This window comes from Rhizobium sp. FKY42, assembly GCF_005222835.1.
Lineage (GTDB): Bacteria > Pseudomonadota > Alphaproteobacteria > Rhizobiales > Rhizobiaceae > Neorhizobium.
Genome location: NZ_STGA01000008.1, coordinates 35,394 through 60,052, shown reverse-complemented (window position 1 = coordinate 60,052; position 24,659 = coordinate 35,394). Strand labels below are relative to the sequence as shown.

At 55.9% G+C, this 24,659-nt stretch carries 23 protein-coding genes and 1 tRNA gene; 9 read left to right on the top strand and 15 right to left on the bottom strand.

All coding sequences use genetic code 11. From position 1 onward, the window contains the following. Positions 1–6 precede the first annotated feature (6 nt). Positions 7–786 (top strand): amino acid ABC transporter ATP-binding protein, encoded by a 780-nt coding sequence (locus E8M78_RS04390; protein ID WP_281405051.1) that lies wholly within the window; start codon positions 7–9, stop codon positions 784–786. Between the two features lie 438 nt (positions 787–1,224). Here the strand turns inward: E8M78_RS04390 and E8M78_RS04385 are convergent, their stop codons facing one another. The 4 genes from E8M78_RS04385 to E8M78_RS04370 form a co-directional block, all read right to left on the bottom strand. Next, positions 1,225–1,668 carry a hypothetical protein gene (locus tag E8M78_RS04385; protein ID WP_137133899.1) on the bottom strand — a complete coding sequence of 148 codons (444 nt, stop codon included), beginning with the start codon at positions 1,666–1,668 and terminating at the stop codon, positions 1,225–1,227. A 668-nt stretch (positions 1,669–2,336) separates the two neighbouring features. Next, positions 2,337–2,412: transfer RNA gene (locus E8M78_RS04380), tRNA-Lys, on the bottom strand. A gap of 106 nt (positions 2,413–2,518) precedes the next feature. Then, complete coding sequence (locus E8M78_RS04375) at positions 2,519–2,707, bottom strand: DUF2171 domain-containing protein (protein WP_137134005.1); 189 nt, start codon at positions 2,705–2,707, stop codon at positions 2,519–2,521. A gap of 81 nt (positions 2,708–2,788) precedes the next feature. Beyond that, complete coding sequence (locus E8M78_RS04370; protein ID WP_137133898.1) at positions 2,789–3,121, bottom strand: hypothetical protein; 333 nt, start codon at positions 3,119–3,121, stop codon at positions 2,789–2,791. 305 nt (positions 3,122–3,426) lie between these two features. On the opposite strand from E8M78_RS04370, the gene E8M78_RS04365 reads away from it, so the two are divergent. The 4 genes from E8M78_RS04365 to E8M78_RS04350 all read left to right on the top strand — a co-directional run bounded on the left by E8M78_RS04365 (position 3,427) and on the right by E8M78_RS04350 (position 7,261). Further along, positions 3,427–4,635 carry an efflux RND transporter periplasmic adaptor subunit gene (locus tag E8M78_RS04365; RefSeq protein ID WP_246658220.1) on the top strand — a complete coding sequence of 403 codons (1,209 nt, stop codon included), beginning with the start codon at positions 3,427–3,429 and terminating at the stop codon, positions 4,633–4,635. 5 nt (positions 4,636–4,640) lie between these two features. Further along, positions 4,641–5,357, top strand: coding sequence for an ABC transporter ATP-binding protein (locus E8M78_RS04360; protein WP_137133896.1), 717 nt, complete (start codon positions 4,641–4,643; stop codon positions 5,355–5,357). Then, positions 5,347–6,549 (top strand): ABC transporter permease, encoded by a 1,203-nt coding sequence (locus E8M78_RS04355; RefSeq protein ID WP_137133895.1) that lies wholly within the window; start codon positions 5,347–5,349, stop codon positions 6,547–6,549. The genes E8M78_RS04360 and E8M78_RS04355 overlap by 11 nt, the downstream gene beginning before the upstream one ends. Before the next feature lie 67 nt (positions 6,550–6,616). Then, a complete protein-coding gene (locus tag E8M78_RS04350) occupies positions 6,617–7,261 on the top strand; it encodes a GntR family transcriptional regulator (RefSeq protein ID WP_137133894.1) in 645 nt (214 codons plus the stop codon). Positions 7,262–7,331: 70 nt separating this feature from the next. Here the strand turns inward: E8M78_RS04350 and sufA are convergent, their stop codons facing one another. The 7 genes from sufA to E8M78_RS04315 form a co-directional block, all read right to left on the bottom strand. Beyond that, positions 7,332–7,724, bottom strand: a complete 393-nt coding sequence (gene sufA / locus E8M78_RS04345; protein ID WP_137133893.1) for a Fe-S cluster assembly scaffold SufA — start codon at positions 7,722–7,724, stop codon at positions 7,332–7,334. Between the two features lie 107 nt (positions 7,725–7,831). Beyond that, entirely contained in the window at positions 7,832–8,212 is a 381-nt protein-coding gene (locus E8M78_RS04340) for an SUF system Fe-S cluster assembly protein (RefSeq protein WP_062554788.1), read from the bottom strand. Positions 8,213–8,222: 10 nt separating this feature from the next. Continuing rightward, on the bottom strand, positions 8,223–9,443 hold the full coding sequence (locus E8M78_RS04335) for a cysteine desulfurase (RefSeq protein WP_137133892.1): 1,221 nt from the start codon (positions 9,441–9,443) through the stop codon (positions 8,223–8,225). A 92-nt stretch (positions 9,444–9,535) separates the two neighbouring features. Continuing rightward, a complete protein-coding gene (gene sufD, locus E8M78_RS04330; protein WP_137133891.1) occupies positions 9,536–10,810 on the bottom strand; it encodes a Fe-S cluster assembly protein SufD in 1,275 nt (424 codons plus the stop codon). 24 nt (positions 10,811–10,834) lie between these two features. Then, positions 10,835–11,590, bottom strand: coding sequence for a Fe-S cluster assembly ATPase SufC (gene sufC / locus E8M78_RS04325; RefSeq protein WP_137133890.1), 756 nt, complete (start codon positions 11,588–11,590; stop codon positions 10,835–10,837). 68 nt (positions 11,591–11,658) lie between these two features. Continuing rightward, on the bottom strand, positions 11,659–13,128 hold the full coding sequence (gene sufB / locus E8M78_RS04320; protein WP_137133889.1) for a Fe-S cluster assembly protein SufB: 1,470 nt from the start codon (positions 13,126–13,128) through the stop codon (positions 11,659–11,661). A gap of 143 nt (positions 13,129–13,271) precedes the next feature. Further along, positions 13,272–14,438, bottom strand: coding sequence for a cysteine desulfurase family protein (locus tag E8M78_RS04315; RefSeq protein WP_137133888.1), 1,167 nt, complete (start codon positions 14,436–14,438; stop codon positions 13,272–13,274). A gap of 214 nt (positions 14,439–14,652) precedes the next feature. Here E8M78_RS04315 and E8M78_RS04310 point away from each other — a divergent pair, with 214 nt between their 5' ends. Beyond that, a complete protein-coding gene (locus E8M78_RS04310; RefSeq protein WP_137133887.1) occupies positions 14,653–15,330 on the top strand; it encodes an alpha/beta hydrolase in 678 nt (225 codons plus the stop codon). A 64-nt stretch (positions 15,331–15,394) separates the two neighbouring features. Here the strand turns inward: E8M78_RS04310 and E8M78_RS04305 are convergent, their stop codons facing one another. Further along, a complete protein-coding gene (locus tag E8M78_RS04305) occupies positions 15,395–16,579 on the bottom strand; it encodes a GGDEF domain-containing protein (RefSeq protein ID WP_246658219.1) in 1,185 nt (394 codons plus the stop codon). Between the two features lie 200 nt (positions 16,580–16,779). Between E8M78_RS04305 and tyrS the strand changes: the two genes are divergently transcribed. Beyond that, positions 16,780–18,033: a tyrosine--tRNA ligase gene (gene tyrS / locus E8M78_RS04300; RefSeq protein ID WP_137133886.1), complete on the top strand. Its 1,254-nt coding sequence runs from the start codon at positions 16,780–16,782 to the stop codon at positions 18,031–18,033. Between the two features lie 52 nt (positions 18,034–18,085). Here the strand turns inward: tyrS and E8M78_RS04295 are convergent, their stop codons facing one another. From E8M78_RS04295 to E8M78_RS04285, 3 genes are all read right to left on the bottom strand, one after another. Next, positions 18,086–18,769 carry a hypothetical protein gene (locus E8M78_RS04295; RefSeq protein WP_137133885.1) on the bottom strand — a complete coding sequence of 228 codons (684 nt, stop codon included), beginning with the start codon at positions 18,767–18,769 and terminating at the stop codon, positions 18,086–18,088. 110 nt (positions 18,770–18,879) lie between these two features. Continuing rightward, the gene (locus tag E8M78_RS04290) at positions 18,880–19,755 is read right to left on the bottom strand and encodes an ABC transporter ATP-binding protein (protein WP_281405053.1); all 876 of its coding nucleotides are present in this window, start codon (positions 19,753–19,755) and stop codon (positions 18,880–18,882) included. 35 nt (positions 19,756–19,790) lie between these two features. Continuing rightward, positions 19,791–23,207, bottom strand: coding sequence for a DUF3971 domain-containing protein (locus tag E8M78_RS04285; RefSeq protein ID WP_137133883.1), 3,417 nt, complete (start codon positions 23,205–23,207; stop codon positions 19,791–19,793). A gap of 113 nt (positions 23,208–23,320) precedes the next feature. On the opposite strand from E8M78_RS04285, the gene bcp reads away from it, so the two are divergent. Continuing rightward, positions 23,321–23,788: a thioredoxin-dependent thiol peroxidase gene (gene bcp / locus E8M78_RS04280; RefSeq protein WP_137133882.1), complete on the top strand. Its 468-nt coding sequence runs from the start codon at positions 23,321–23,323 to the stop codon at positions 23,786–23,788. 14 nt (positions 23,789–23,802) lie between these two features. Next, a complete protein-coding gene (locus tag E8M78_RS04275) occupies positions 23,803–24,645 on the top strand; it encodes a ferritin-like domain-containing protein (RefSeq protein ID WP_137134003.1) in 843 nt (280 codons plus the stop codon). The last annotated feature ends 14 nt before the right edge of the window (positions 24,646–24,659 follow it).

Below are 24,659 nucleotides of genomic sequence, written 5' to 3'. Positions count from 1 at the left end.
AATTTCATGTCCGCACAAAACACCAAGAACGCGACCATGGCGGTCTCTGATACCGACGTCGCAATCCAGATCAGCAACATGAACAAGTGGTATGGAGACTTCCACGTTCTCCGAGATGTTAATTTGAAGGTCATGCGTGGAGAACGTATCGTCATCGCAGGCCCTTCCGGTTCCGGTAAGTCTACGATGATCCGGTGCATCAATCGTCTGGAAGAACACCAATCCGGCCAGATCGTCGTTGACGGCATCGAATTGACGAATGATCTCAAGAAGATTGATGAGGTTCGTCGCGAAGTTGGAATGGTCTTCCAGCATTTCAACCTCTTTCCGCATCTGACAATCCTTGAGAATTGCACGCTTGCCCCAATTTGGGTCCGCAAGATGCCCAAGAAGGAAGCGGAAGAAATTGCGATGCACTACCTCAAGCGCGTCAAGATTCCGGAACAGGCTCACAAATATCCGGGACAGCTTTCCGGCGGCCAGCAGCAGCGCGTTGCTATTGCTCGCTCACTCTGCATGAAGCCGAAGATCATGCTGTTCGACGAGCCGACATCGGCGCTCGACCCGGAAATGGTCAAGGAAGTTCTGGATACTATGGTCAGCCTCGCAGAAGAGGGTATGACCATGCTCTGCGTCACGCACGAGATGGGCTTCGCCCGTCAGGTGGCAAACCGGGTTATCTTCATGGACCAGGGTCAAATTGTCGAGCAGAACTCACCGGCAGAGTTCTTCGATAATCCACAGCACGAGCGGACCAAGCTCTTCCTGAGCCAGATTCTTCACTAGCGCACTCTACCAAAACTGCTTCAGCGGTTTTGCATGAGGGTACATGATGTGAGTCGAAAGCGTTTCAGGTAATCCAGCTTTTTACTCGAAATGCTCCCAAGTGGATCGGAGGCATTCGAAAATGCCTCTTCATGAAGTCAAAACACGTAAGGCCGCGCACCTGACTCGGGGGCGCGGCCATTATCGTTTTGGAAGCCTGCAGCGACGGAGACACTGGGGCGCTTGTTGCCTGGTTCGGACAGAACGCTGATATAGCTTTCAAAGCGACAGCCAAGGTACGCAATCAGCAAAGGTGGCGCATCCGGTAACGGATGTACCCCACCATCGGATCGAATAGCGTCCCCATACCGCAGCATTCGGCTGTGTGCTCGTTATATTGGAAAGTGTACCAACGACTTTCAAATGCGATGAAAACCGCTTCTCGACGGTGACTGCCGGTCAAAGCTTTCTCAAGCCCGGCTCCGCTGATACCTGCAGACCAAAAGCTGCATCGGTAGGAACGTGGGTTAGCTTAAGTGATTGCTCCAGGTCCGAAAAATCAACATGGTTGTCGGTTCGGTCATATTGAAGAGTAAGGCATCGTCTGACCTCAATATCGAGCCTCTTGGTTAGGATCTGTTTGACCTGTTGAGAAATTGCCAAGTCTGCCACGCCGGTCTCGGTCGCATAACCGAAATTCACCTCACGGGCGGCTTTGCTTGCCGCAAAGTTGGATGGCTGGTCAACGATCCGCGCCCAAAACGCGACAGGCGCACGAACCCGTCCGCCGGGGGTTTCGCTCTCAAGTCCAATCTGTACTCGCCAGTCAAATCGCTCCACTGGGGAGCAGCAAGCCCAATCCTTGCCTCGTATGATGTGTTGGAAAGCTGCGACGGTTTCCATATCAGCCCACTTCCGCAGCTGCGCTCATATTCTGGAGCAGGCCCACAAGAGACATTACAATGAAACCGAGTAGGTTCGTAGGCCGATGGAGAGTGACATGATGGACGAGCGGCATCACGCCGCCGTTTTGGTGAGATGAACTGCGTATTCGCGGGTACGCAGCACTTGACGCTGCTCCTGCCGATCGGAATGGACACCCTTGGAGTATTTCATTTCAAACACATTTTTCCTAGCTTCACTCAGCTGGTTACATCTGCGAGAGCCAGCAAGACATTCGGGACCTTGGAAGGGCAATGTGGCAGGATATCGCCAAGTGCTGATTGTGGGTGAATGATGCATGGATGCGGCGTGGTTACGAAAGGAATGCCTAGATGAAACACCTGACCATCCTCCTAGTTCTCGCCGGATGCTCGATATGACCGATTCACTAAAGCCATTTCCCGACAGCCTCACTATGGGGTCGGTCACCAATCGTGAATGCACCTGTCGGAAGTTCGTTTAGCTATGATGTCCGGGACGAGTTTGGTGACCGGTATCAGGAGCTTTATGTGGTCAAAGCGGATCACGCAGTAAGATTGGTAACACGCTTCAAATATTCCCGATCATTCTTAACCACTGGAAACCAGCAGAACGCACGTTTGTTAAGTTTCTGAACATATTTGAGAAAGTGGTGAGAGCACAGGGATTCGAACCCTGGACCTACTGATTAAAAGTCAGTTGCTCTACCGGCTGAGCTATGCTCTCTCACCAACAGCGCCTGGCGCCTTGAAAGTGGGCGGAACATAGGCAGATGCCCCTCTGCGGTCAACCCGCAAAGGGCAAAAAATTGGATTGTGGACAATAATCTTTCTCAATGAATGCCTTTACCATCGGGCTCTTCTTCGAAGCTGGCTGCCTCCGCGCCATTTGTTGAGCGACGCACGCGATCACGCCTTGTAAGCTTGATTCGGCCATCTTTAACGCGAACAACGGTGCCGACATGCACTCCGTCGGCTCCAATTACTTCTGCATGCTCGCGGATACGGCTTGGTTCAATAATTGCTGGATCTCCTTTGCTGCTGCCTGCATCTAAGCGCAGTCATGCAGCAAAGGATCCCGTCAGAGCAGTTGGGAGCCGCTCTCATTCATGAATGGTATAGGAGCCAAGCTCGCAGAGGTTCTGCGTATCTTCTGTGGTATCGAGGTCAGAATCTTCAGTAAACTCGAAGCGCATGTCGTACTTGCACACTGTCCGACCATCGCGAATGGTGATTTTGATGCTTTCACCGGGCTGAAGAACGTCGTTACCGAATACGTCTTCTTCCCAGTCGTTGACACCAACAGGTGATGTATAAAAGCGTTCAAGCGTAGAACGTGTATTGTTCGTCAGCATGAACACGAGATCTTCCGCTTTTGCGGAGGACGCCAAAGCCGCGAAAGCGGCCGAAAACGCAACAACGTGTCGCAATTTCATCGAATTATCCCCTAAATCACCTCGTTATGGAGGCGCCCTCAGCATTAACTCATCAATTTTCATTCAACAATGTTCCTTTCGAAACATCACTAACGGTTAGCCTTACAGATTTTTAACTATGCAAGACCGCAGACTCGTGTCACGCGAAACTTGACAATTTTGGTATCCATTCCCGTGGGAGATGCTGGCTGATGAAGGCAAGCGAAGAGAGAACGACCGGCGAAAGTTCGGACGCTTTTCCAAGAAAACCTGATTTGAATAGCGTGCTGCTTGAATCAAGAACGAGCCGAAGCATTGGGAGAAAAATGCTCTGGTCCTTGGTCTTTCTCTCGCTGGCAGCAATGGTATCCGCAGGTTATCTCTATTCGGAGAATCGGCAGGCAACAGTCATATACAAAACGATTCCGGCCAAACGCGGTGATCTCGACGTTATGGTCACCGCAACCGGTTCGGTCCAACCGACAAACAAGGTGGAGATCTCCAGCGAGCTTTCCGGTACTATTCGCAAGGTCAATGTCACGTTCAATTCGCCGGTCAGCGCCGGTGAAGTTCTGGCAGAACTGGATACCAACAAACTTCAGGCCGACGTTCAGAGCGCCCGAGCAAAGCTGGCTTCGGCCAAAGCCAATGTCCTGAAAGCAGAGGCCGAACTCGGCTCCGCCAAAACACAATTGGAACGACTGAAATCCCTTGTCACGAATCGGATCTCAAGTCAGCAGGAGCTTGATACAGCGCAATATGCCTACGATGCGGCTCTGGCCACGCGCGAGATAAACCAGAGTAGCGTCCTGTCTTCAGAGGCAGATCTCAAACTTGCAGAAGTCAATCTTGGAAAGGCTCGCATCGTATCACCCATCGACGGCGTCATCCTGACCCGGGCAGTCGAGCCGGGTCAAACAGTCGCATCGTCTTTGTCCGCACCTGTTCTCTTCACGATAGCCGGTGACTTGAAAGAAATGGAACTGCAGGTGTCCGTAGACGAAGCTGACGTCGGCCAGGTCCGTGAGGGACAACATGCGAATTTCCGAGTTGATGCCTACCCAGACCGCACCTTCCCTGCCCGAATCGAGGCAGTCCGTTTCGCCTCTGAAACTGTATCCAATGTGGTGACATACAAAGCGGTGCTGGCCGTGGATAATGGTGCTTTGCTGTTACGACCAGGCATGACCGCTACGGCAGACATAGTTGTTCAGTCTGTGAAGGATGCTCTTCTTATTCCCAATATGGCGCTGCGGTATTCACCGGCTCCAACAGCGACACAAGAATCTGGCAGCATTCTGAATAGGCTTTTTCGAACGCCGCGTCCGCCTGGCGCATCCCGGAACCGGAGCACTCAGGATGCCGAATCCGCTGGCAAGCAGAGCCGTACGATCTGGGTCCAGCGTGGCGATGAAGTTCAACGCATCGTCATCGAAACGGGTGCGACCGATGGACAGTTCACGATCGTAAAGTCTGGAGATATTCGTGAGGGCGATGAACTCATCACCGCTGCGTCCGTGCGTGGAAGTCAATGACTGAAATGACCACCTACCCTCTCATAGAGCTTCGCGATGTGTGCAAGACATATGGCCGCGGGGAGGCAAGTATCCGAGCGCTTGCCAATGTCGATCTGTCCATCAAGGCGGGTGAATTTGTTGCGATCATGGGTCCTTCAGGTTCGGGCAAATCCACAGCCATGAACATACTTGGCTGTCTGGACGTCCCAACCTCCGGTGAATATTTCTTCCAGGGTATCGCCACATCTGGATTCGACGGTCGTCAGTTGACGCTTCTACGGCGGCACATGCTGGGTTTCGTGTTCCAGGGCTTTAATCTGCTGGCACGAACATCGGCAGTTGAAAATGTGGAACTCCCCCTCGTCTATCGTGGCATGGAAGCGCGCCAGCGCCGCAGCCTTGCAATGAAGGCGTTGGATCAGGTTGGCCTCAAGGGGCGCGAAAGCCACACGACACAAGAACTTTCCGGCGGTCAGCAACAGCGTGTGGCCATTGCACGCGCAATCGTCACGAATCCCACGATGTTATTGGCAGACGAGCCCACCGGCAATCTGGATACGAAAACAAGCGATGAGATCATGCAACTTCTGACGGACCTGAACCGTCAGCAGGGAATCACGATCGTCATCGTCACGCATGAAGAAGACATTGCAGCCTGTGCCCAGCGGCTGGTGCGTTTTACAGACGGCAGGATTGCCATCGACAGGCCCAATGAGAAGGGTACGGTCCATGCTTTTTGAGACGATGAAACTGGCATGGCGTGCCATCACCCGCAACATGCTTCGATCCTTTCTGACGGTGCTTGGTGTCGTCATCGGCGTCGCCGCTGTCATCGCCATGGTAACGGTCGGGAACGGCACGACAGCCAAAGTCCGCGAAGAGCTGTCTCGCCTCGGAACCAACACTCTTTTCGTCCGACCAGGACAATGGGGGCCGGGTCGCGCCAGCGTCGAGGCCAAGCGCTTTACTGAGTCAGACGTAGTGGCGATCCAGGAGCAGATTTCCGGCCTGAGGGCCGTTGCTCCGATCAACAGGTCGACGCAGACAGCGGTCGTTGGCGGACAAAACCGTTCGACCAGCATCATCGGATCAACAAACGACTATCTTCTCTCTCAAGACTGGACACTAGCAAACGGTCGCAGCTTCACATCAGCCGAGGAACGAGGTCAGGCGGCCTGTATCATCGGAGATACGATCCGTAGGGAGCTCTTCGGATCCGGCAATCCCGTTGGACAGGTTGTCCGTATCGGAACGGTAGCCTGTCCTGTTATCGGCGTTCTCGCGGCAAAGGGCCAGTCCGGGATGGGCGATGATCAGGATGATGCCATCATCATGCCACTGAAGCTGCATCAACGGCGAATTGGCGGCACAACGACCATTTCCAGCATTACTCTGTCAGCTGCTGATGGTGTCTCGACGGCCAAGGTTCAGGCGCAGGTGGAAACTCTTCTGCGCGAACGCCGGCGGATTGCATTCGGCAAAGAGGATGATTTTTCGGTCAGCGACATGACCCAGATTGCATCCGCCATGACAGGAACAACCGCGCTATTGACCGGACTTCTGGGTTCCGTTGCAGCCGTAAGCCTGCTGGTCGGCGGCATTGGCATCATGAACATCATGCTGGTGTCTGTTACGGAACGCACCCGCGAAATCGGTATCCGCCTTGCAATTGGCGCTCTGGAAGGTCAGGTGCTCCGGCAGTTTCTGGTCGAGGCAGTCATGCTTTCGCTTTTCGGCGGCATTAGCGGAATTCTGCTTGGCTTGGGTTTGGCCTATGGCGTGGTATCACTGTTAAGGGTCCCTTTCGTGGTAAACCCCACAATCATCACCATTGCCTTCGTTTTTTCCGCCGTGATCGGCATGATCTTTGGCTACTTTCCCGCAAGACGTGCAGCCATGATGAAACCAATCGACGCCCTTCGCCACGAATAGTGCCATTGGTTGCTGATATATCAACAGGTGCGTTGAGCGGTGTTTCTAACTGGTATATCAACGCATCATGGATGAAGTCGACGCCTCCCCCGCAGCACAGGAATCCTACAGCCGCCAAGCCTATCGGGCGCTTGAGCACCTGATCGTCACCTTGAAGCTCAAGCCAGGCACGCTGGTGACAGAGAAACAGTTGATCGATCTCTCCGGTCATGGACGCACGCCCGTTCGTGAAGCGATCCAGAAGCTGGAATGGCAAGGCCTGCTCGCGGTGCGTGCCCGAATCGGGCTGCAGATCTCCGAAATCATTCCGTCCGATTATCGCGATATTCTCGGCGTTCGCCGTCGTTTGGAACCCATGGCGGCAGAATTAGTGGCGACTCATGCAAACGAAGAGCAGCGTCGCAGAATGGTCAACTGCGCGCGAGATATGGGCGCTGCGGCTGCAACGGGAGACGTGAATGCGTTCCTGTCTGCTGACAAGCGTTTTGACGAAATTGTCGAGGAGGCCTGCCCCAACAAGTTTCTTGTCGGTTCCCTGGCGCCACTCCAAACGCATGCACGCCGGCTCTGGTTCTCCACCGCGACAACCTCTGCAATGGACCGGTCGGTCACACTCCATGTCAGCATCATCAGGGCCATCCAGCAAAGAAATGGCCAGGAAGCCTATACGGCAACAGAACAATTGCTCGATTACTTGAGCGAGAACATCTGATAAGCCAGCAAAAAACCCCGCAGCGAACGCGGGGTCTGATTTGTGCACTATTGCGATCTTACCGATTCATTCAGGCAGAAGGGCTTTCAGTTGCGCGCTGCTTGGCAAGCGCTGCCAAATCGGCGGGCTTCAATTCGACGGATTCACCACATCCACATGCCGAGGTCTGGTTCGGGTTCGTGAAGATGAAGCCGGACCGCATCTGTGTCGTCTCAAAATCCATCTGTGTACCAAGAAGATAAAGCACAGCAGAGGGTTCGATCCACACCTTCGCCCCGGCATGCTCAATCAGGTCATCCTTTGGATTCGGCTCAGTCACCAGATCAACGGTATATTCCATACCGGCGCAGCCTCCCTTCTTGATGCCGACGCGAATGCCCTTAGCATCCGGGCCAGACTTTTCGACGATTGCCTTGACGCGACCTGCGGCAGCGTCGGTCATGCTCATTACTACAAAGCCCATTGGCCTGATCTCCTTAACGCATCCGGATTCAAGGTCCGGAGGTTTCGGTCTGAATGTAGTCGCTTGAGGCTTAAGGATCAATGATTCCCAACAGTCGGCGGAACCAGTTAATACCAGCCGACGGCAACCTGCGCCTCTTCCGACATGCGCTCAGGCGTCCACGGCGGATCGAACGTCATTTCAACTTCAACACCGGAAACGCCTTCAACAGCGCCAACGGCGTTTTCAACCCAACCCGGCATCTCGCCTGCGACCGGGCAGCCCGGTGCCGTCAGGGTCATCACGATCTTGACCATGCGGTCGTCTTCGATATCGATCTTGTAAATGAGGCCAAGTTCAAAGATGTCCGCCGGGATTTCCGGATCATAGACGGTTTTGAGCGCCGCAATTATGTCATCGGAAAGGCGGGCCACTTCTTCGGGCGGAATGGCGGACTGGATGATGCCCTCGCGGGCATCCCACTTCGGTATGGTTTCTTCGGTCGACATCATTTCGTCCCTAAGCAAAGAAATTTCGCGCATAGTCCAGCGCATCGGCCAGCGCATCGACTTCGGCGCGGGTGTTGTACATCGCGAATGATGCACGGCAAGTGGAAGTTACGCCGAAGCGTTTCAAGAGCGGCATGGCACAATGGGTGCCCGCCCGCACCGCGACGCCCTTGCGATCAATGACCATGGAGACATCATGAGCGTGGATGCCGGCAAGCTCAAACGAGAAGATTGCACCCTTGCCGGGTGCATTTCCGATGATGCGAAGCGAGTTGATGGCCCGCAAACGCTCATTCGCATAGGCCGTCAGGTCAGCCTCATGGCGCGCAATCGCTTCTCTCCCGACTTTCTCGATGTAATCGAGCGCATGACCTAACCCGATTGCCTGAACGATGGGCGGCGTGCCAGCCTCAAAACGATGCGGCGGATCATTGTAGGTCACGAAATCTTCCGCGACATCGATGATCATCTCGCCGCCACCCTGGAACGGGCGCATTTCGTGCAAACGCTCCGGCTTGCCGTAAAGAACACCGATGCCGGATGGACCGTAGAGCTTGTGACCGGTCATCACGTACCAGTCGCAATCGATGTCCTTCACGTCGACCGGCATATGGACAGCGCCCTGGCTCCCATCGACGAGAACACGGATGCCGCGTTCCTTGGCGATACGGCAAACATCCTTCACCGGAACAACCGTGCCAAGCGCGTTCGACATCTGGGTGATCGCAATCAGACGTGTCCGATCCGTCAGGCATTTCTCGAATTCTTCGAGATGAAAAGCGCCTTCATCATCAACCGGCACCCACACCAGTTTCACGCCCTGACGCTCGCGCAGAAAATGCCACGGCACGATGTTGGAGTGGTGCTCAAGAACCGTCAGAACGATTTCATCACCCTCCTTGAGGTGTGGCATTGCCCAGCCATAGGCCACAGTGTTGATCGCTTCCGTCGAATTCTTGGTGAACACCACATTGTCCACCGAGCCAGCATTCAGGAAATTGCACACTTTCTGGCGTGCAGCTTCATAGGCTTCGGTTGCCGCGTTGGACAGGTAATGAAGCCCACGATGCACATTGGCATATTCTGCCGAATAGGCATGGCTGATCGCGTCGATCACCGACTGCGGCTTTTGCGCGGATGCTCCATTGTCGAGGTAGACAAGCGGTTTTCCGTGCACAGTTGTTGACAGAATTGGGAAGTCGCGACGGATCGCTTCGACATCGTAGGTCATGGGCAGCTATCTCACCGGCGGCTCAACTGGCCGCGCCATCATCTGCGTCGCCCGCAGGCATGGGCCAGCGCCCCTGCCTGCGGTAAAGTCAATCAGGCATGCTTTTCCAGCCAATTGGAAATGATCGCCTCAAGCGCTTCGACAAGCGCCTCATCTTCCAGCTCTTCAACGATTTCGGCTACGAACGCGTTGACCAGCATGGCGCGCGCCTTGCTGCGTGGGATGCCACGGGCCATCAGATAATACAGATGGTTGTCGTCGATATCAGCGACTGTTGCGCCATGCCCGCACTGCACGTCATCCGCAAAGATTTCGAGTTCCGGCTTCGCGGCAAACTCGGCATCATCCGACATCAGAAGCGTGTTGCAGGCCATGCGCGCATCGGTCTTCTGCGCATCCAGAGCAACCTTGATCATGCCCTGGAAAACGCCGCGCGCGCGGTCGAACACCACGTTGCGGAAAATTTCCGTCGACGTCGTGTTCGGCACGTTGTGCCCCAGCACCAGCGTCACGTCCGTATGGGTATCACCACCCAGAAGGTTCACACCCCGTAGTTGGAGATCAGCACCCTCACCCGCAACGTCGATGCGCAGTTCCTGGCGCACCAGCTTGCCACCGGCATTGATGACGAACAGGCGAAGCTTGGCGTTATCGCCAACGCGCACGCGCACCTGTGCCAGATGCGTATCGTCCGCGCCCTGCTCCTGCACGACAATCCAGGTAACCTCGGCGCCATCCTCCAGCGAAATATCGCTGACCGAAGAGACGAAAGCCTGCCCATCCGTGGTCTGGATATGCCGCTCGATCACCGTTGCCTTCGCACCAGCGCCAAAGCTGACCGGGAACCGGGTATGGGCCTGTCCGGCGCCATGCAGTGCCTGAATCTCGATCGGCTGTGAAATTTCGGCCCCTGCCGGAAACTCCAGCACATAACCATCGCGCACGAAGCTGCCATTGATCCTGCCGATCGTATCATCCTTGTCGATGACCGAAAGACCCGGTGCAGCAGTCCCTTCCCGCAGCATATCCGCGTAGGAACCGACGACTATACCCTCTACAGAGACGTTTCCGTCCACTTCACCCTGCTGCGTCTTGATCAACGCGGCCCCTTCAACCAGTGGGGCTGGGTTGCGTACAGATGCCGCCGGGCCGCTTGCCGGGATATTGCGCAGAAGCGTCTTCAGATCCGTATAGTGCCAGGCCTCGACACGACGTGTCGGAAGCCCGTTGTTCTTGAGATCGTCCACGAGGCGGTCACGTGCGCTGATAACGGCTCCATTGCCCGGCAATTCGCCGATCTGGGCATTGTAGCTGTCCAGCAGCGCAGCTTCCGCCGCCGTCTGGCGACTTTGTGTCTGCATGTTCATGCCAAAATTCCTTTCGCAGCGAGCTCAGGCGGCCTGACCGATGATATCGGCATAGCCATTGGCTTCCAGTTCCAGCGCCAGTTCCTTGTCGCCAGTGCGGATGATTTGCCCCTTGTAGAGGACGTGAACCGTATCCGGCACGATGTAATCCAGCAGGCGCTGATAGTGCGTGATCACGATGACGGCGCGATCAGGCGATTTCAGCGCGTTCACGCCATCGGCAACGATCTTCAGAGCGTCAATATCGAGACCGGAATCGGTTTCATCGAGAACGCACAGTTTCGGCTCAAGCAGCGCCATCTGCAGGATCTCGGCGCGCTTCTTTTCGCCGCCGGAGAAGCCAACATTCAGCGGACGCTTCAGCATGTCCGGGTTGATCTTCAACTCGGCAGCCGCTTCTTTGACCTTGCGGATGAAATCAGGCGTCGAAAGCTCCGCCTCGCCGCGTGCCTTGCGCTGCTCGTTCATGGCAACCTTCAGGAACTGCATGGTCGCAACACCCGGAATTTCAACCGGATACTGGAACGCAAGGAAGATGCCCTTGGCGGCGCGCTCGGCCGGATCAAGCTCCAGAATGTTTTCACCGTTGTACAAAATCTCGCCTTCGGTCACTTCGTAGTCTTCACGACCGGACAGAATGTAAGACAGCGTGGACTTGCCGGAACCGTTGGGGCCCATGATGGCGGCAACTTCGCCAGCCTTCACGGTCAGGTTCAGGCCGCGGATGATCTCTGTGCCGTCCTCGGCGATACGGGCGTGCAGATTGCGAATTTCAAGCATGATGTGATCCTTTCGGACGAATTGGTGCGGCGTCAAGCGCCATTGAAAAGGTGCGATTGGTTCGATCGTCAGCCGACCGAACCCTCAAGCGAAATACCGATCAGCTTCTGGGCCTCGACGGCAAACTCCATCGGCAGCTCCTGAATGACTTCCTTGACGAAGCCATTGACGATCAGGGCAATGGCCGCCTCTTCCGGAATGCCGCGCTGCAGGCAGTAGAACAGCTGATCTTCGGAAATCTTCGATGTCGTCGCTTCGTGCTCGAATTGAGCCGACGAATTCTTTGCCTCAATGTAAGGCACGGTATGCGCGCCGCAGCGGTCGCCGATCAGCAGCGAGTCACACTGCGTGAAGTTGCGGGCATTGGTTGCCTTGCGATGGGCCGAAACCTGACCGCGATAGGTATTTTGGGAAACGCCAGCCGCGATGCCTTTGGAGATGATGCGGCTTGACGTATTCTTGCCGAGATGGATCATTTTGGTGCCGCTATCGATCTGCTGATGACCGTTCGAAACGGCGATCGAGTAGAACTCGCCACGGCTATCGTCACCGCGCAGAATGCAGCTTGGATATTTCCAGGTAATGGCCGAGCCGGTTTCGACCTGCGTCCAAGAAATCTTGGAGCGATGACCGCGGCAATCGCCACGCTTTGTCACGAAGTTGTAGATGCCACCCTTGCCCTGCGCATCGCCCGGATACCAGTTCTGAACCGTCGAATACTTGATCTCGGCATCGTCGAGAGCCACAAGTTCCACGACGGCTGCGTGAAGCTGGTTTTCATCGCGCTGTGGTGCCGTGCAGCCTTCGAGATAGGAAACGTAAGCACCCTCTTCGGCAATGATCAGCGTCCGTTCGAACTGTCCGGTGTTCTTCTCGTTAATGCGGAAATAGGTCGACAGCTCCATCGGGCAACGAACGCCCTTAGGCACGAACACGAACGAACCATCGGTAAAGACGGCGGAATTCAGCGTCGCATAATAGTTGTCAGACGTCGGAACGACGGAGCCGAGGTACTTCTTGACCAGTTCCGGATGCTCACGAACGGCTTCCGAAATCGACATGAAGATAACGCCTGCCTTGGCGAGTTCCTTCTTGAACGTCGTCACGACGGAAACTGAATCAAATACCGCATCGACCGCTACGCGCGGCTTGTCTACGCCTGCAAGAATCTCCTGTTCCCTCAGCGGAATGCCCAGCTTCTCGTAGACTTTAAGAAGTTCGGGATCGACTTCATCCAGCGACTTCGGGCCGGGCGTGTTTTTCGGTGCCGCATAGTAATGAAGGTCGCTGAAGTCGATCTTCGGGTAATCGACGCGCGCCCAGGTCGGCTCTTCCATCGTCAGCCAGCGGCGATAGGCATCAAGACGCCATTCCAGCATCCATTCCGGCTCATCTTTCTTGGCCGAAATGAAGCGAATAATCTCTTCCGAAAGTCCCTTGGGGGCCTTGTCGACTTCGATAACGGTCTCGAAACCGTATTTGTACTGGTCAACATCGATCTGGCGGACCTGATCGATCGTTTCCTGCACGGCAGCCATGCTCATTCTCCAATCTCGCCGGAATCAAGGGTCCGGCAGGTTGTCATCTGTTGGCGGGGATCAGCCCCGTATGTAGGCGCCAGAAGGAGGTTTTAACACCTTTTGGCAAGCTAATTTTTGCGTTTCCGCAACTCCTGGCCCAATCACGCGACCTGTTCCGGCATCTTTCGACGCGCAGCTATTCGCTGGAAGGCGGTCAGCGCACGCTCGACAGCGATATCGTCCGTTGTCACTCCAAAGGAAATACGAAGCGCCCCCATTGCTGGATCCTGCCCCATCGCCATCAGAACCTGGCTTTGTCCGACTTTGCCGGAGGAACAAGCCGATCCCGCGGACAAAGCCACCCCTTCAAGGTCGAAGGCGATCTGCCCGGTTTCTGACTTCAAGCCCGGAAGCGTGAAAAACGTGGTATTGCACACACGCTCGGAGCCTTCCCCATGGATGATCACATCCGGAGCAACGGCGCGCATGCCGACTTCCAGTCTTTGCCGAAGGTGAAGCAGGCGTTCACGCGTCACATCCAGATCGCGCTTGACGACCTCAGCGGCGGCACCAAAGCCCACGATGCCAGGGAAATTTTCGGTACCGGACCGATGCCCCTTCTCTTGGCCGCCACCACGAACCAGAACCGATGGCATCATCACCTCGCCACGCATCACCAGCGCACCGACGCCCTTGGGGCCACCGATCTTGTGGGAGGAAAGGATGAGAAAATCAGCATCCAGCACGGTGATGTCGACCGCAATGCGTCCAACGGCCTGGACGGCATCCACGACAAGCAACCCGCCCGCGGCGCGCACAAGCTTTGCCGCCTCCGCGACGGGCTGGATGACGCCGGTTTCATTGTTGACGAGCATGACGGCCACCATCGGCAGGCCAGCACTACTATCATGACGTTCCAGCAAGCCCCTCAGTGCATCCAGATCCACCAGGCCCGTTGGCAAGACGGGGATCTCGCTAACCTGCTCACGACCGAACCTGCCGCCTTCCCGGACGGCCGGATGCTCGATTGCCGAGACATAAAGATGTCCGACGGTAAGCGGCGAGCGGCCCATCTTGAACGAGGGCGTCAAAATCCAGTTTGCCGCTTCGGTCGCGCCACTGGTAAAGATGACATGTTGCGGATCGGCGCTCACGAGAGCTGCCACCTGGCGACGCGCCTTGTCGATAGCCGCCCGCGCTGTACGTCCTTCTGCGTGCACGGACGAGGCATTGCCCGGCAGTTCGAACGCACTCAACATGGCTTCTCGAGCGGCGCCGCTCAAGGGCGCCGTCGCGTTCCAGTCCAGATATACGCGATCAAAAGCCATTGTCCGATCCGGTTTAAAGTCTACTTCACGCTTGGCGACGCATTTTTCTTGAAATTTTCGCCGCGCATGCCGTATGAGACGACCAACTGGGCGGCACGTCTTGCGCAGCCCAACTTTCGAATGGTTCTAAACTGTTTCTAGAAAAGATGACCGGCTTCGTCAAGTCTCGGCATCAATGAAACATTGGAAACATGAAAAGCTGACCGGAGTATCGATGCCTGAAGTCATTTTCAACGGCCCTGCCGGCCGCCTCGAAGGCCGCTATCAGCCTTCCAAGGAAAAGAGCGCCCCGATCGCAATCATCCTGCACCCGCATCCGCAGTTTGGCGGCACGATGAACAACCAGATCGTCTATCAGCTCTTCTATATGTTCCAGAAGCGCGGATTTACGACGCTCCGGTTCAATTTCCGTGGCATTGGCAGGAGCCAGGGCGAGTTCGACCATGGTGCGGGTGAACTGTCGGATGCGGCTTCTGCGCTTGACTGGGTGCAGAGCCTGCATCCGGATTCCAAGAGCTGCTGGGTCGCGGGCTACTCCTTCGGCGCCTGGATCGGAATGCAGCTTCTGATGCGTCGTCCGGAGATCGAAGGCTTCATGTCGATTGCCCCGCAGCCGAACATTTATGACTTCTCATTCCTGGCCCCCTGCCCATCCTCCGGTCTGATCATCAACGGTGATTCCGACAAGGTCGCGCCTGAAAAGGATGTGAATGGCTTGGTCGAGAAGCTAAAGACCCAGAAGGGTATTCTCATCACGCACCGCACGGTTGAAGGGGCAAACCATTTCTTCAACAACAAGGTCGAATCGCTGATGGGCGAGTGCGAGGATTACCTTGATCGTCGTCTGAACGGCGAACTGGTTCCCGAACCGGCGGCCAAGCGGATCCGCTGATCGACATTGGACTGCTTTGCTTGGAAAGGCTCCGCGAGGGGCCTTTCTTTTTGCCAAAAGCTGATCACCCGACCGCCGGCACGATAGCTAAAGGCTCCAGCCTGTGCTTCACGCAGTTTCGGCCAGCCGCCTTGGCGTCGTAAAGTGCATTGTCTGCAAGCCGCATGGCGCGGGCAAACTGTCCCCTTTCACTGAAGGTCGATACTCCGAAACTCGCTGTGATACTAAGGGTGTCGGGGATGCTGCTGCCCTTGTGCACTGCAATTGCGGCGCGAATAGCGTGGGCAAGAAGCATCGCAGCGTCAAGCTGCACGCGAGGCAACAAGATTGCAAACTCCTCGCCTCCTAAGCGGCCGACGACACTCGAAGCCGGAACGCTATCTGCCAGCAACTGGCCGACAGCATGGATCACTGCATCGCCAGTATAATGGCCATAGGTATCGTTCACACGCTTGAAATGATCAATGTCGCAAAAGATGACGGAATGCGGGCCGATAGGCATACGTCTCAGGGCTTCCTCGGCATGCTTCTCGAAGCCACGCCGATTTAGCAGGCTGCTAAGGGAATCGATTTCGGAGTTGCTTCTCTCATCGGCCATGATCTGCAGCACCAGAACAGCCAGCAAGGATAGACCCGTCATAACCATGAGCACCGCGGTCAGGCTCTGTGAAATCACGGCGTAGCTGGAATGGAGATAGTCACTGGCGGTTGGGCCCGCACCGACAGTGGCCGCGAGGTATGCCTTCAAAAAGAATTGTCCACCAGTCAACGTGAAGATGAAGGTCATCCAGCGATCTACTGCCGCCCGATACGACGAAGAAGCGATGGCAACGGCACTCAGCAGACAAGAAATTGCAAACGGTGACTGATAGGGAATTGAATGGGAGAGCGTACTACGAGGCACGTCGTAAATTGCGACGACGATGGCCGTGCAGACAACAAAGAAGATTGCCAGCGGAAGTGGCCGCGTGGCTACGTTGTACAGACTGCCGACACCAATGCGGATCAGGAGCAAGCCTGCCAGAACGGCTGCGAAAGCCACCATCGCCCCAGACCTGACAAACGGGGTATACGCGATGACGAGTTCGGCCGGCACCGAAAGAGACGCAACTGCGAAACCAAGCCCGATCCAGCGTGCAGCAGCGCGCGACCTGCTCCGCTGAGAAACAGCGAAGAAGACACCCGCAAAGGACATCGCAATCACGAAGTTGACGATCAGATATAGATTAGCGCCGTTGAACACATCCACTGGCCTTCAATGCCCGAACTCATTGGGCTCGCAAACCTTACCAGCAAGAGCATAATCAACCCTTACTTATCAATACGGTGACAGCACTCTACTCAGGACGCACTGATAACTTCCTAATCACTTTTGGAGTGATTCTCCACGGAAACAGTGTTAGAGGCGCTCTCAAAGAATTCCAACACCCATGCTGTCAGAGTCGTATCATGTCCAGGTTCAAGTCCGATTTTCTCCGCACACTCGATGAACGGGGCTTTATTCATCAGGTATCTGATGAAACAGGTCTCGACGAATTGCTGAACAAGGAAAGCGTGACTGCCTATATCGGTTACGATCCGACAGCTTCGAGCCTGCATGTCGGTCACTTGACGCAGATCATGATGCTGCACTGGTTCCAGGAAACTGGACATCGCCCAATTTCACTCATGGGCGGCGGTACCGGCATGGTGGGAGACCCTTCCTTCAAGGAAGAGGCCCGCAAGCTGATGACCGTCGAGATGATCGAGGACAACATTGCCTCGATCAAGACGGTATTCTCGCAATATCTTGATTATGCCCGTCCGCAGAATGCCGCGCTGATGATCAACAATGCCGAATGGCTGCGCGCACTGAACTATCTCGAATTCCTGCGCGATGTCGGGCGTCATTTCTCCGTCAACCGCATGCTCTCCTTCGATAGCGTCAAGACACGCCTGGATCGCGAGCAATCGCTGTCCTTCCTGGAATTCAACTACATGATCCTCCAGGCCTATGATTTCGTTGAATTGGCAAAGCGGTACGAATGCCGCCTGCAGATGGGCGGATCCGACCAGTGGGGCAACATCGTCAACGGCATCGATCTTGGTCACCGCATGGGTACCAAGCAGCTCTATGCCTTGACCTCGCCGCTCCTCACCACATCCTCTGGCGCAAAGATGGGCAAGTCTGCCTCCGGTGCTGTCTGGTTGAATGCCGATATGATGCCGGTTTACGACTTCTGGCAGTACTGGCGCAACACGGAGGATGCGGATGTCGGCCGCTTCCTGAAGCTCTTCACGACGCTTCCGATGGATGAAATCGCCCGTCTCGCAGCGCTTGGCGGATCGGAAATCAACGAGGCCAAGAAGATTCTCGCGACAGAAGTCACGGCAATTCTTCACGGTCGGGCAGCAGCAGAGCAGGCGGCAGAAACTGCCCGCAAAACCTTCGAAGAAGGCGCGCTGGCAGATACCCTGCCCTCGATTGACGTTCCCGTCGCGGAACTTGAGGCAGGCATAGGCTTGCTCAATCTGATCGTTCGCGCAGGCCTCGCCACCTCAAACGGCGAAGCACGCAGACATGTTCAAGGTGGTGCGGTGAAGATCAACGACGTCGCGGTATCCGACGAGCGCATGAATATCGGAACCGGTGAGATCTCGGCAGAGGGCGTGATCAAGCTCTCGCTTGGTAAGAAAAAGCACATTCTCGTTCGTCCGGCCTGAACATGCACAATAATCGTTAGTTTCGAGGGCTGGCAGAGAAATCTGTCGGCCCTTACTCGTTTGCCAGCTCCTGACGTTGGAAGATGAAAAAGCTTGCGCCGCCCAGGATTGCCACCCAACCCACAAGAATTGTGGCGGACAGCAAAAGGCCGGGCTGGTTCGGCGTGAACGTCGCATCACGCATCTCATTGGCGGCTACGGCAGGTAACCACCACAATTCCTGCGGCGACCCGATGTAAGCCTGAACAAGAACAGACGCCAAAGTTACGAGAAACGCGGTCAGAACCGCCACCATCGCGGAACGGAACGCTATGGTCAGCAGCGCCGTCAACGCAAGCAATACGAGAAGTTCAAGCATACCAGAGGCAAACGCCATTGCAAAAGTTGCCAGCCCATCAACCGTGAAAACCGATAGGATAGGATGCTCATCCATCCCCACAGTGAGAAGCGTCACAATGCCGTCGGCCGCTGCGACGAACAAAAGACTGAAGGCAAGACAAAGCGCCGCCGTGACGAACTTCGCTAGGCAAAGCCAGAAACGGCTCTGCCTCGGGACGAGATGCCGCCACGTCAAATAACGGTATTCTAGACTAAAAATCGCCGCCACACCCAAGGCAAAGAAAAGGTGAGCGAGCGTGTTTCCGGAGACACTCAATGAACGCGCAGCCATAGTCAACAGGTCGACGCCTTCCGCCAAATCCGAGCGCCCTGTTCTTCTGAAAACAACCACCTGCATCAGCACCTTCAGAAGCAAAGCGAATGCTGGCACGGCCAGAAATCCGGTAACGAACAGTGATTTTTGCACCAGGATCTTGCGAAGTTCCGCTTGAACGAGACGCCTGAAGCTCATCGTCTCATACCTTCCGGCCTGCGGGTTTCTGCAAGAAAAAAGCTCTCAAGATTTGGCCGTATCCATTTCGCCTCACGGACCTCGAACCCTTGAAGTATCAGCGACTTCAGCAAACCGGCGCCATCGGCTTTGGCAATCGTCACAGCAACGCCATCGTCTTCGAGGCGTGCCACCGAACCCAACCGCGCAACGACCGCCTCGGCTGGCCGGACATCAAGCCAAAGATACTCCTGACGACCGAGGAGATCTGACACCTGTCCCTCTGCCACCACTCGACCTTGATTCAGAATGACGACGCGGTCCGCAATCTTCTCAACCTCGTCCAGAAGATGGCTGGACAGAAGGACTGCAACGCCTTCCTCATATGACAACCTCTGGATCAGCCCGCGCATTTCTATCATGCCATCCGGATCAAGCCCATTGGTTGGCTCATCCAGTATGACTGCGCGGGGGCGACCGACCAGAGCGCAGGCTATTCCAAGCCTCTGACGCATACCTAGGGAAAAGCCCGAGATCCTTTGATCCGCTGCCCGCGTCAGATCGACGAGCTTCAGAAGGCCATCTGTTTCCGCTTTCACACCTGCGACATCCGCCACTCCATTGAGAAACTGCCTCGCAGACATGAATGGGTAGAAGGTCGGAGAATCAACAAGCACGCCAATCATACTGCGAGAGCGAACGGCAGCCTTTTCGCCAAACAGCCGCACATCGCCCCCGGTATGGCGCAGAAGACCGCAAATGATCCGCAGCAATGTGCTTTTGCCCGCGCCATTCGGTCCCAGCAGGCCGTAGACACCGGTCTCCGGCACATCAAATGACACCTGGTCGAGTACAAGAGTACGACCAGTACCCCAGCCAAAACTTTTAGACACACAGGAAAGGGCTATCGCGGTCAAATAAAAGGCCCTTATTGAAACTCAAAGATTTGCCGGAACACACCCGGCGCAATGAGGGATAGAGGATTGACGGTCAATTGCGGCTTGTCGATGGAGCCGGTCACCTTGAATGTAATTCCCAGCAAGCCGCGATCCCGACCATTGCCGAGAATAGTGCCGATCACGGGAAGTTCTGCGAAGAGCCGATTCAACCCGTAGGCGGGCATGAACGTACCCGTCATATCGAGATTGCCGACAGCATCGCGGATCATGCCCTGAAATGTCGCGCCAATCTGCTCGCCGCGCACGATGCCGTTTTCTGCCGAGAGGGCTCCGTCCCGATAGACGATTCGAGCGAAAGCGCGCTGGAACTTCGCCGAGCTGACATCAATATCGCGTTTCACAGCCGAGTTCAGACTACGGCCATCCTCACCGGGTGTGGAAACGATGGATTGCAGCCGGTTTTCTTCGACCAGTGCAAAGCTGCGGATATCGATATTTCCGCTCCAGTTCGAACCGCCTTCATTGTTCAGGCGAATGTTAAGCAGCCCGCCACGCATATGGCCGTACAGGTTGGCAAACCGCGCCAGCGACCCAGCGTCGCCACTGGTCAGCGTCAACACACTTCCCTGCCCGCTGCCGGCAGTCTGCGCAACGACGGCCTGTCGGCTCTCGGTGACACCGGAAAAAGCAATGGACTGCAGATCGCCGCCACTGACCGCAATGTCACCTGTCGTATTGAACAGAACCTCATCATTGAAGCCGATGATTTTGTCGAGCTTCAGACGTACACGTGTAGCATCGCGCGCCTTGGCGGCTGTACCAGATCGGGTCTCAGAGCCACTTTGGCCTTTCAATTTGGAGAGAACAGGCCTGATGTCGGCGGCATCACCCGATGCGGAAACCTCAAGCCCGCTTTTTCCACGGCGAATGGAAATGGCAAAACTGTCTGCGGGTGAAAGCTTTACACGGCTAAAATCCGCAGACGACAGGGCGCCATTCTTGAAGCTGAGGTCACCGGCGACACCGAAACCATCCCCTGTGATTGCCAGATTCCGGACATTCGTATTACCGTCCTTGGAGGCGACTTCCAGAGAAGCCTTCGCAGGGATGCCACTTCCCTTGGTCCAGCCGAGCCACGGTACTGAGAGCTTCGCCTTGGACAGATCCAGCGTGACCCCTTGTCGATCGGCATCAATACGCGACAGTTCCAGTTCCACGGGACCGTTGACGATATCACCAAGCCCCGGCAACAGCTTGTCACGCTGGTCGTTGTTGATTGTAGCATTCACCGTCAACTCGCGCTGAATCTTGGACTGCCCGTTGAATGGTTCAACCATCGAGATTTCGGCCGGAACGCCATCGATCTCGGCCTTGGCTTCCAGCCGCGCAGCGTCTGAATCCACCTGAAGATCACCATTGATGGCAGAGACGCTTCGATCGGCAATCTTCTTGGAAATCTTCATATCCTGAAGCGCAATCTTGCCCTTGAATTGGGGCGGGGGCGGATGTTGATCTTTGACCAGCCCGAACCGGGCGCTGACCGAAGCAATCGCCTTGCCCGAGAAATCCGCAGGCGCAAATTCGGTGCTTTTCAATCCGTTGATCGGCTTGAAGGAGGCAACCTCCGCGATCGCATCTGCATTGCCCGCGATCTGGAGGTCAAGATCCGCCATCAATGGCTTTGCATAGGTGGATTGTATCCTGAAAGAACCGCCCTGAATCTCCACCGATCGGCCTGATCCAAAGTAGGAGGCGGCCTGCCGAATGTCGAACCGCAGACGCTCGCCCACAAGGTCGAAATGTCCGGCTACGTTTCGAACCGGAGGAAGCTCACCCGGAAGGTTCAGCCGGTTATCGGCGATATCAAACGCGATCCGAAGCTCGTTCGCGGCAAGCTCCAGCGGTACATTCGGTCCCTTCATCCGGCCCGCCGGGATGAAGACGGCAATAGAACCGTTGGTTACGGTGCCGCCGAACATGTTCGCTACCGCCCAGTCGCGAGCCTTGTGCGCCATCCAGAATGGCCAAAGCTGTTTGACGCCGGCCACATCCATGCGCGGAAGCTGCGCACCGAAGCTGATTTCCGGCGACTGCGCTCCCAGAAAGCGCATCTGCAAGGAACCTGCCATCTGCCCGAGAGGACTGGAGACCTGCATATCGTTGAATTCGAGGCGTCGGTCAGCCGTCAGGAAACGGCCGGCCGCACGCAGATCGAAAAGAACCGGCGCTTCACCGCCAATCGCACCTTGTGCTCGGCCACCGCTCACCAGCAGGTCCAGACCAAAGCCCGGACGGGTGTCTTGCGCATTCAACCTGTTTAGATCGACAATCGCACCTGTGAGAGGAACCACCGTTGGGCCAAATCGCATCTCTGAGGGCAAGATCTCGATCGAATTACGCGCGAAATTGTACGCAACCCGGACTTCCGCTCCGGTCAAATCCTGCGGCACGCCATCGAAATAGATCTTGCCTGGAGCATGTTGGATATCGGCTCGAATGGAAGGCTTTGTCTCCGCCGTATCTCGTGACGCATTCAGCGTGATATTGATTGACCCCTCCAGCCCTTCACGCGGCAGACCGCCTTCCATGCGTTGCAGGAGAAAGGGTGTCAGGTCCAACCCGGAGATCTGGGCCATCAGCGCTTTGGTGACACCGTTCTGTGCAGTCGCATTCACCTGCAAATCTGCGCGCCGTCCATCAAGGTGCATCAAACCCTTCAGTTGCACCTGCCCCTGCTCATCCAGCGTCAGGGTCAGGTCATCGATCAGCAGCGTTGATACGCGACCCTCACGATCCGGTGGAAACTGGATGTTAATGCCGGAAATATTGACGGAGCCGGTTCGAGTTCTCTCGATCAGCCCCCGCGCCTCATCAAGACGCTGGAACGCCTGCTCCATGGTCGCAGGCCAACGGTCCACACGCGCCTTCGACAAATCCATGGGATCTCTGGCCGGTAGCAAGGCTGTATCTAGGTTGATCTTTTCCGCTTCAAGATGGCGGATTGAGACGCGGCCACTGACCAGCGCGAGCGGATCTATGGTGAGGCGAATGGCGCCTGTATTCGTCAAATGGGCCTTCGTCGCAACCTCGACAATGTCCACCTCGCGTGCTTCGAGTGCGAGGCGGAAATCCGAATCGAAACGGATTACGGTTGAGCCTACGGTCGCCTGATAACGAGGACCGATTGCTGCATTGAGAGACGCCTGCGCGCGCGCATTCAAAGCACTGTCGATGAAGCCGCCTTCGATTGCGAAAAAGCCGCTGCCGATTGCCGCAACAACGAGAAGGATAAAAATCGCGCAAAGCCGAAAGACACCTCGCCAGCGCGATGCGGGCGGCGGGCAATGCACAATCATCGGATCATGTGCCTGCGCCGACGGAAGATCATGTAACGGAATCAGATCCTTACGGCGGAAGCTGACTTTTTCACCTCGAATTTCCGCCATGTCTCTCCGCGCAGTGAAGGCTCATCAGAATCATGTGATCTGGACCAGACGCGCGCCAGTATATACCGATTGCGGCAAGATTGCTGTGCTCGTTCTCCAAAGAAAGGAATATCATGTCCGACCTTCAACCCGGCAACCCCGCACCGGATTTCAGCCTGCCGCGCGATGGCGGCGGTACGGTCACGCTTTCCAGCTTCAAGGGTAAGCCCGTTGTCGTCTATTTCTACCCCAAGGACGACACCAGCGGCTGCACGACGGAAGCACTTGATTTTACGACACTGATCCCGGATTTCGAAAAGGCTGCCGCAACCGTTATCGGTATCTCCCCCGACTCCGTCACCAAGCACGACAAGTTCATCAAGAAGCACGGCCTGGGCATAATCCTCGCAGCGGACGAGGAGCAGGTGGCCGCCAACGCTTACGGCGTCTGGAAAGAAAAAAGCATGTACGGCAAGACCTATATGGGCATTGAGCGCTCCACCTTTCTAGTTGACGCCGACGGGAATCTCGCCCGGATCTGGCCCAAGGTAAAAGTTGCAGGCCACGCACAGGAAGTGCTTGAAGCAGTGAAAGCCTTGTGACAGACCTCGGAGCCATGACAAAGGCTCCGGATCTCGAACTTCCTCCTGTTACCACGCTGCGCGGCGGCGCAATCGCCGCCGTCTCCTCGGACGACCTCGACATCAAGACACGCCTCGCGCAGCAGGTGGCGACCCGCTGGTTCGAACGAAAACTGTCACTTCGCTCACCGCTCGATCCGCCGGTTCCAGATAGGCCTGGAAGACCTAAGAAGCCGGAGCTCGTGCCGCCGAAAGCTGTCGAAAAGCGTTCGCTGCACACCATGAACGGGCGTATCGCAACGCTTCACGCTATCGCCCATATCGAACTGAATGCGGTTGATCTGGCGCTGGATATCGTTGCACGCTACGTGACCGAGCCTGTTCCACATTCGTTTTTCGATGGCTGGATGCAGGTTGCATTTGAGGAGGCCAAGCACTTCAACATGGTTCGCGACCGCCTGCGGCAATTGGGTGCTGACTATGGCGACATGCCAGCTCATGACGGACTCTGGAAAGCAGCGCACTCCACGCGCAATGATCTGACCGCCCGCCTCGCCGTCGTACCGCTCATTCTGGAGGCGCGAGGTCTGGACGTGACACCTTCGCTCCAGGCCAAGATGAGGGAAACGGGAGACCACGAAACGGCGGATATTCTCGACGTCATCTATAACGACGAGAAAGGTCATGTCGCGATTGGCGCAAAGTGGTTCCGCTTTCTCTGTGCCCGCGAACGCAAGGATCCTGCCGAAACCTTCAAACGCCTGGTACGGGAAAACTTCCGCGGCCCTCTCAAACCGCCCTTCAATGACCTGGCCAGAGCAGAGGCCGGATTGACGCCATCCTTCTATCGTTCTCTCAGCCCAATAAGTTCCGCGTAAGCGTGAATGGTTAA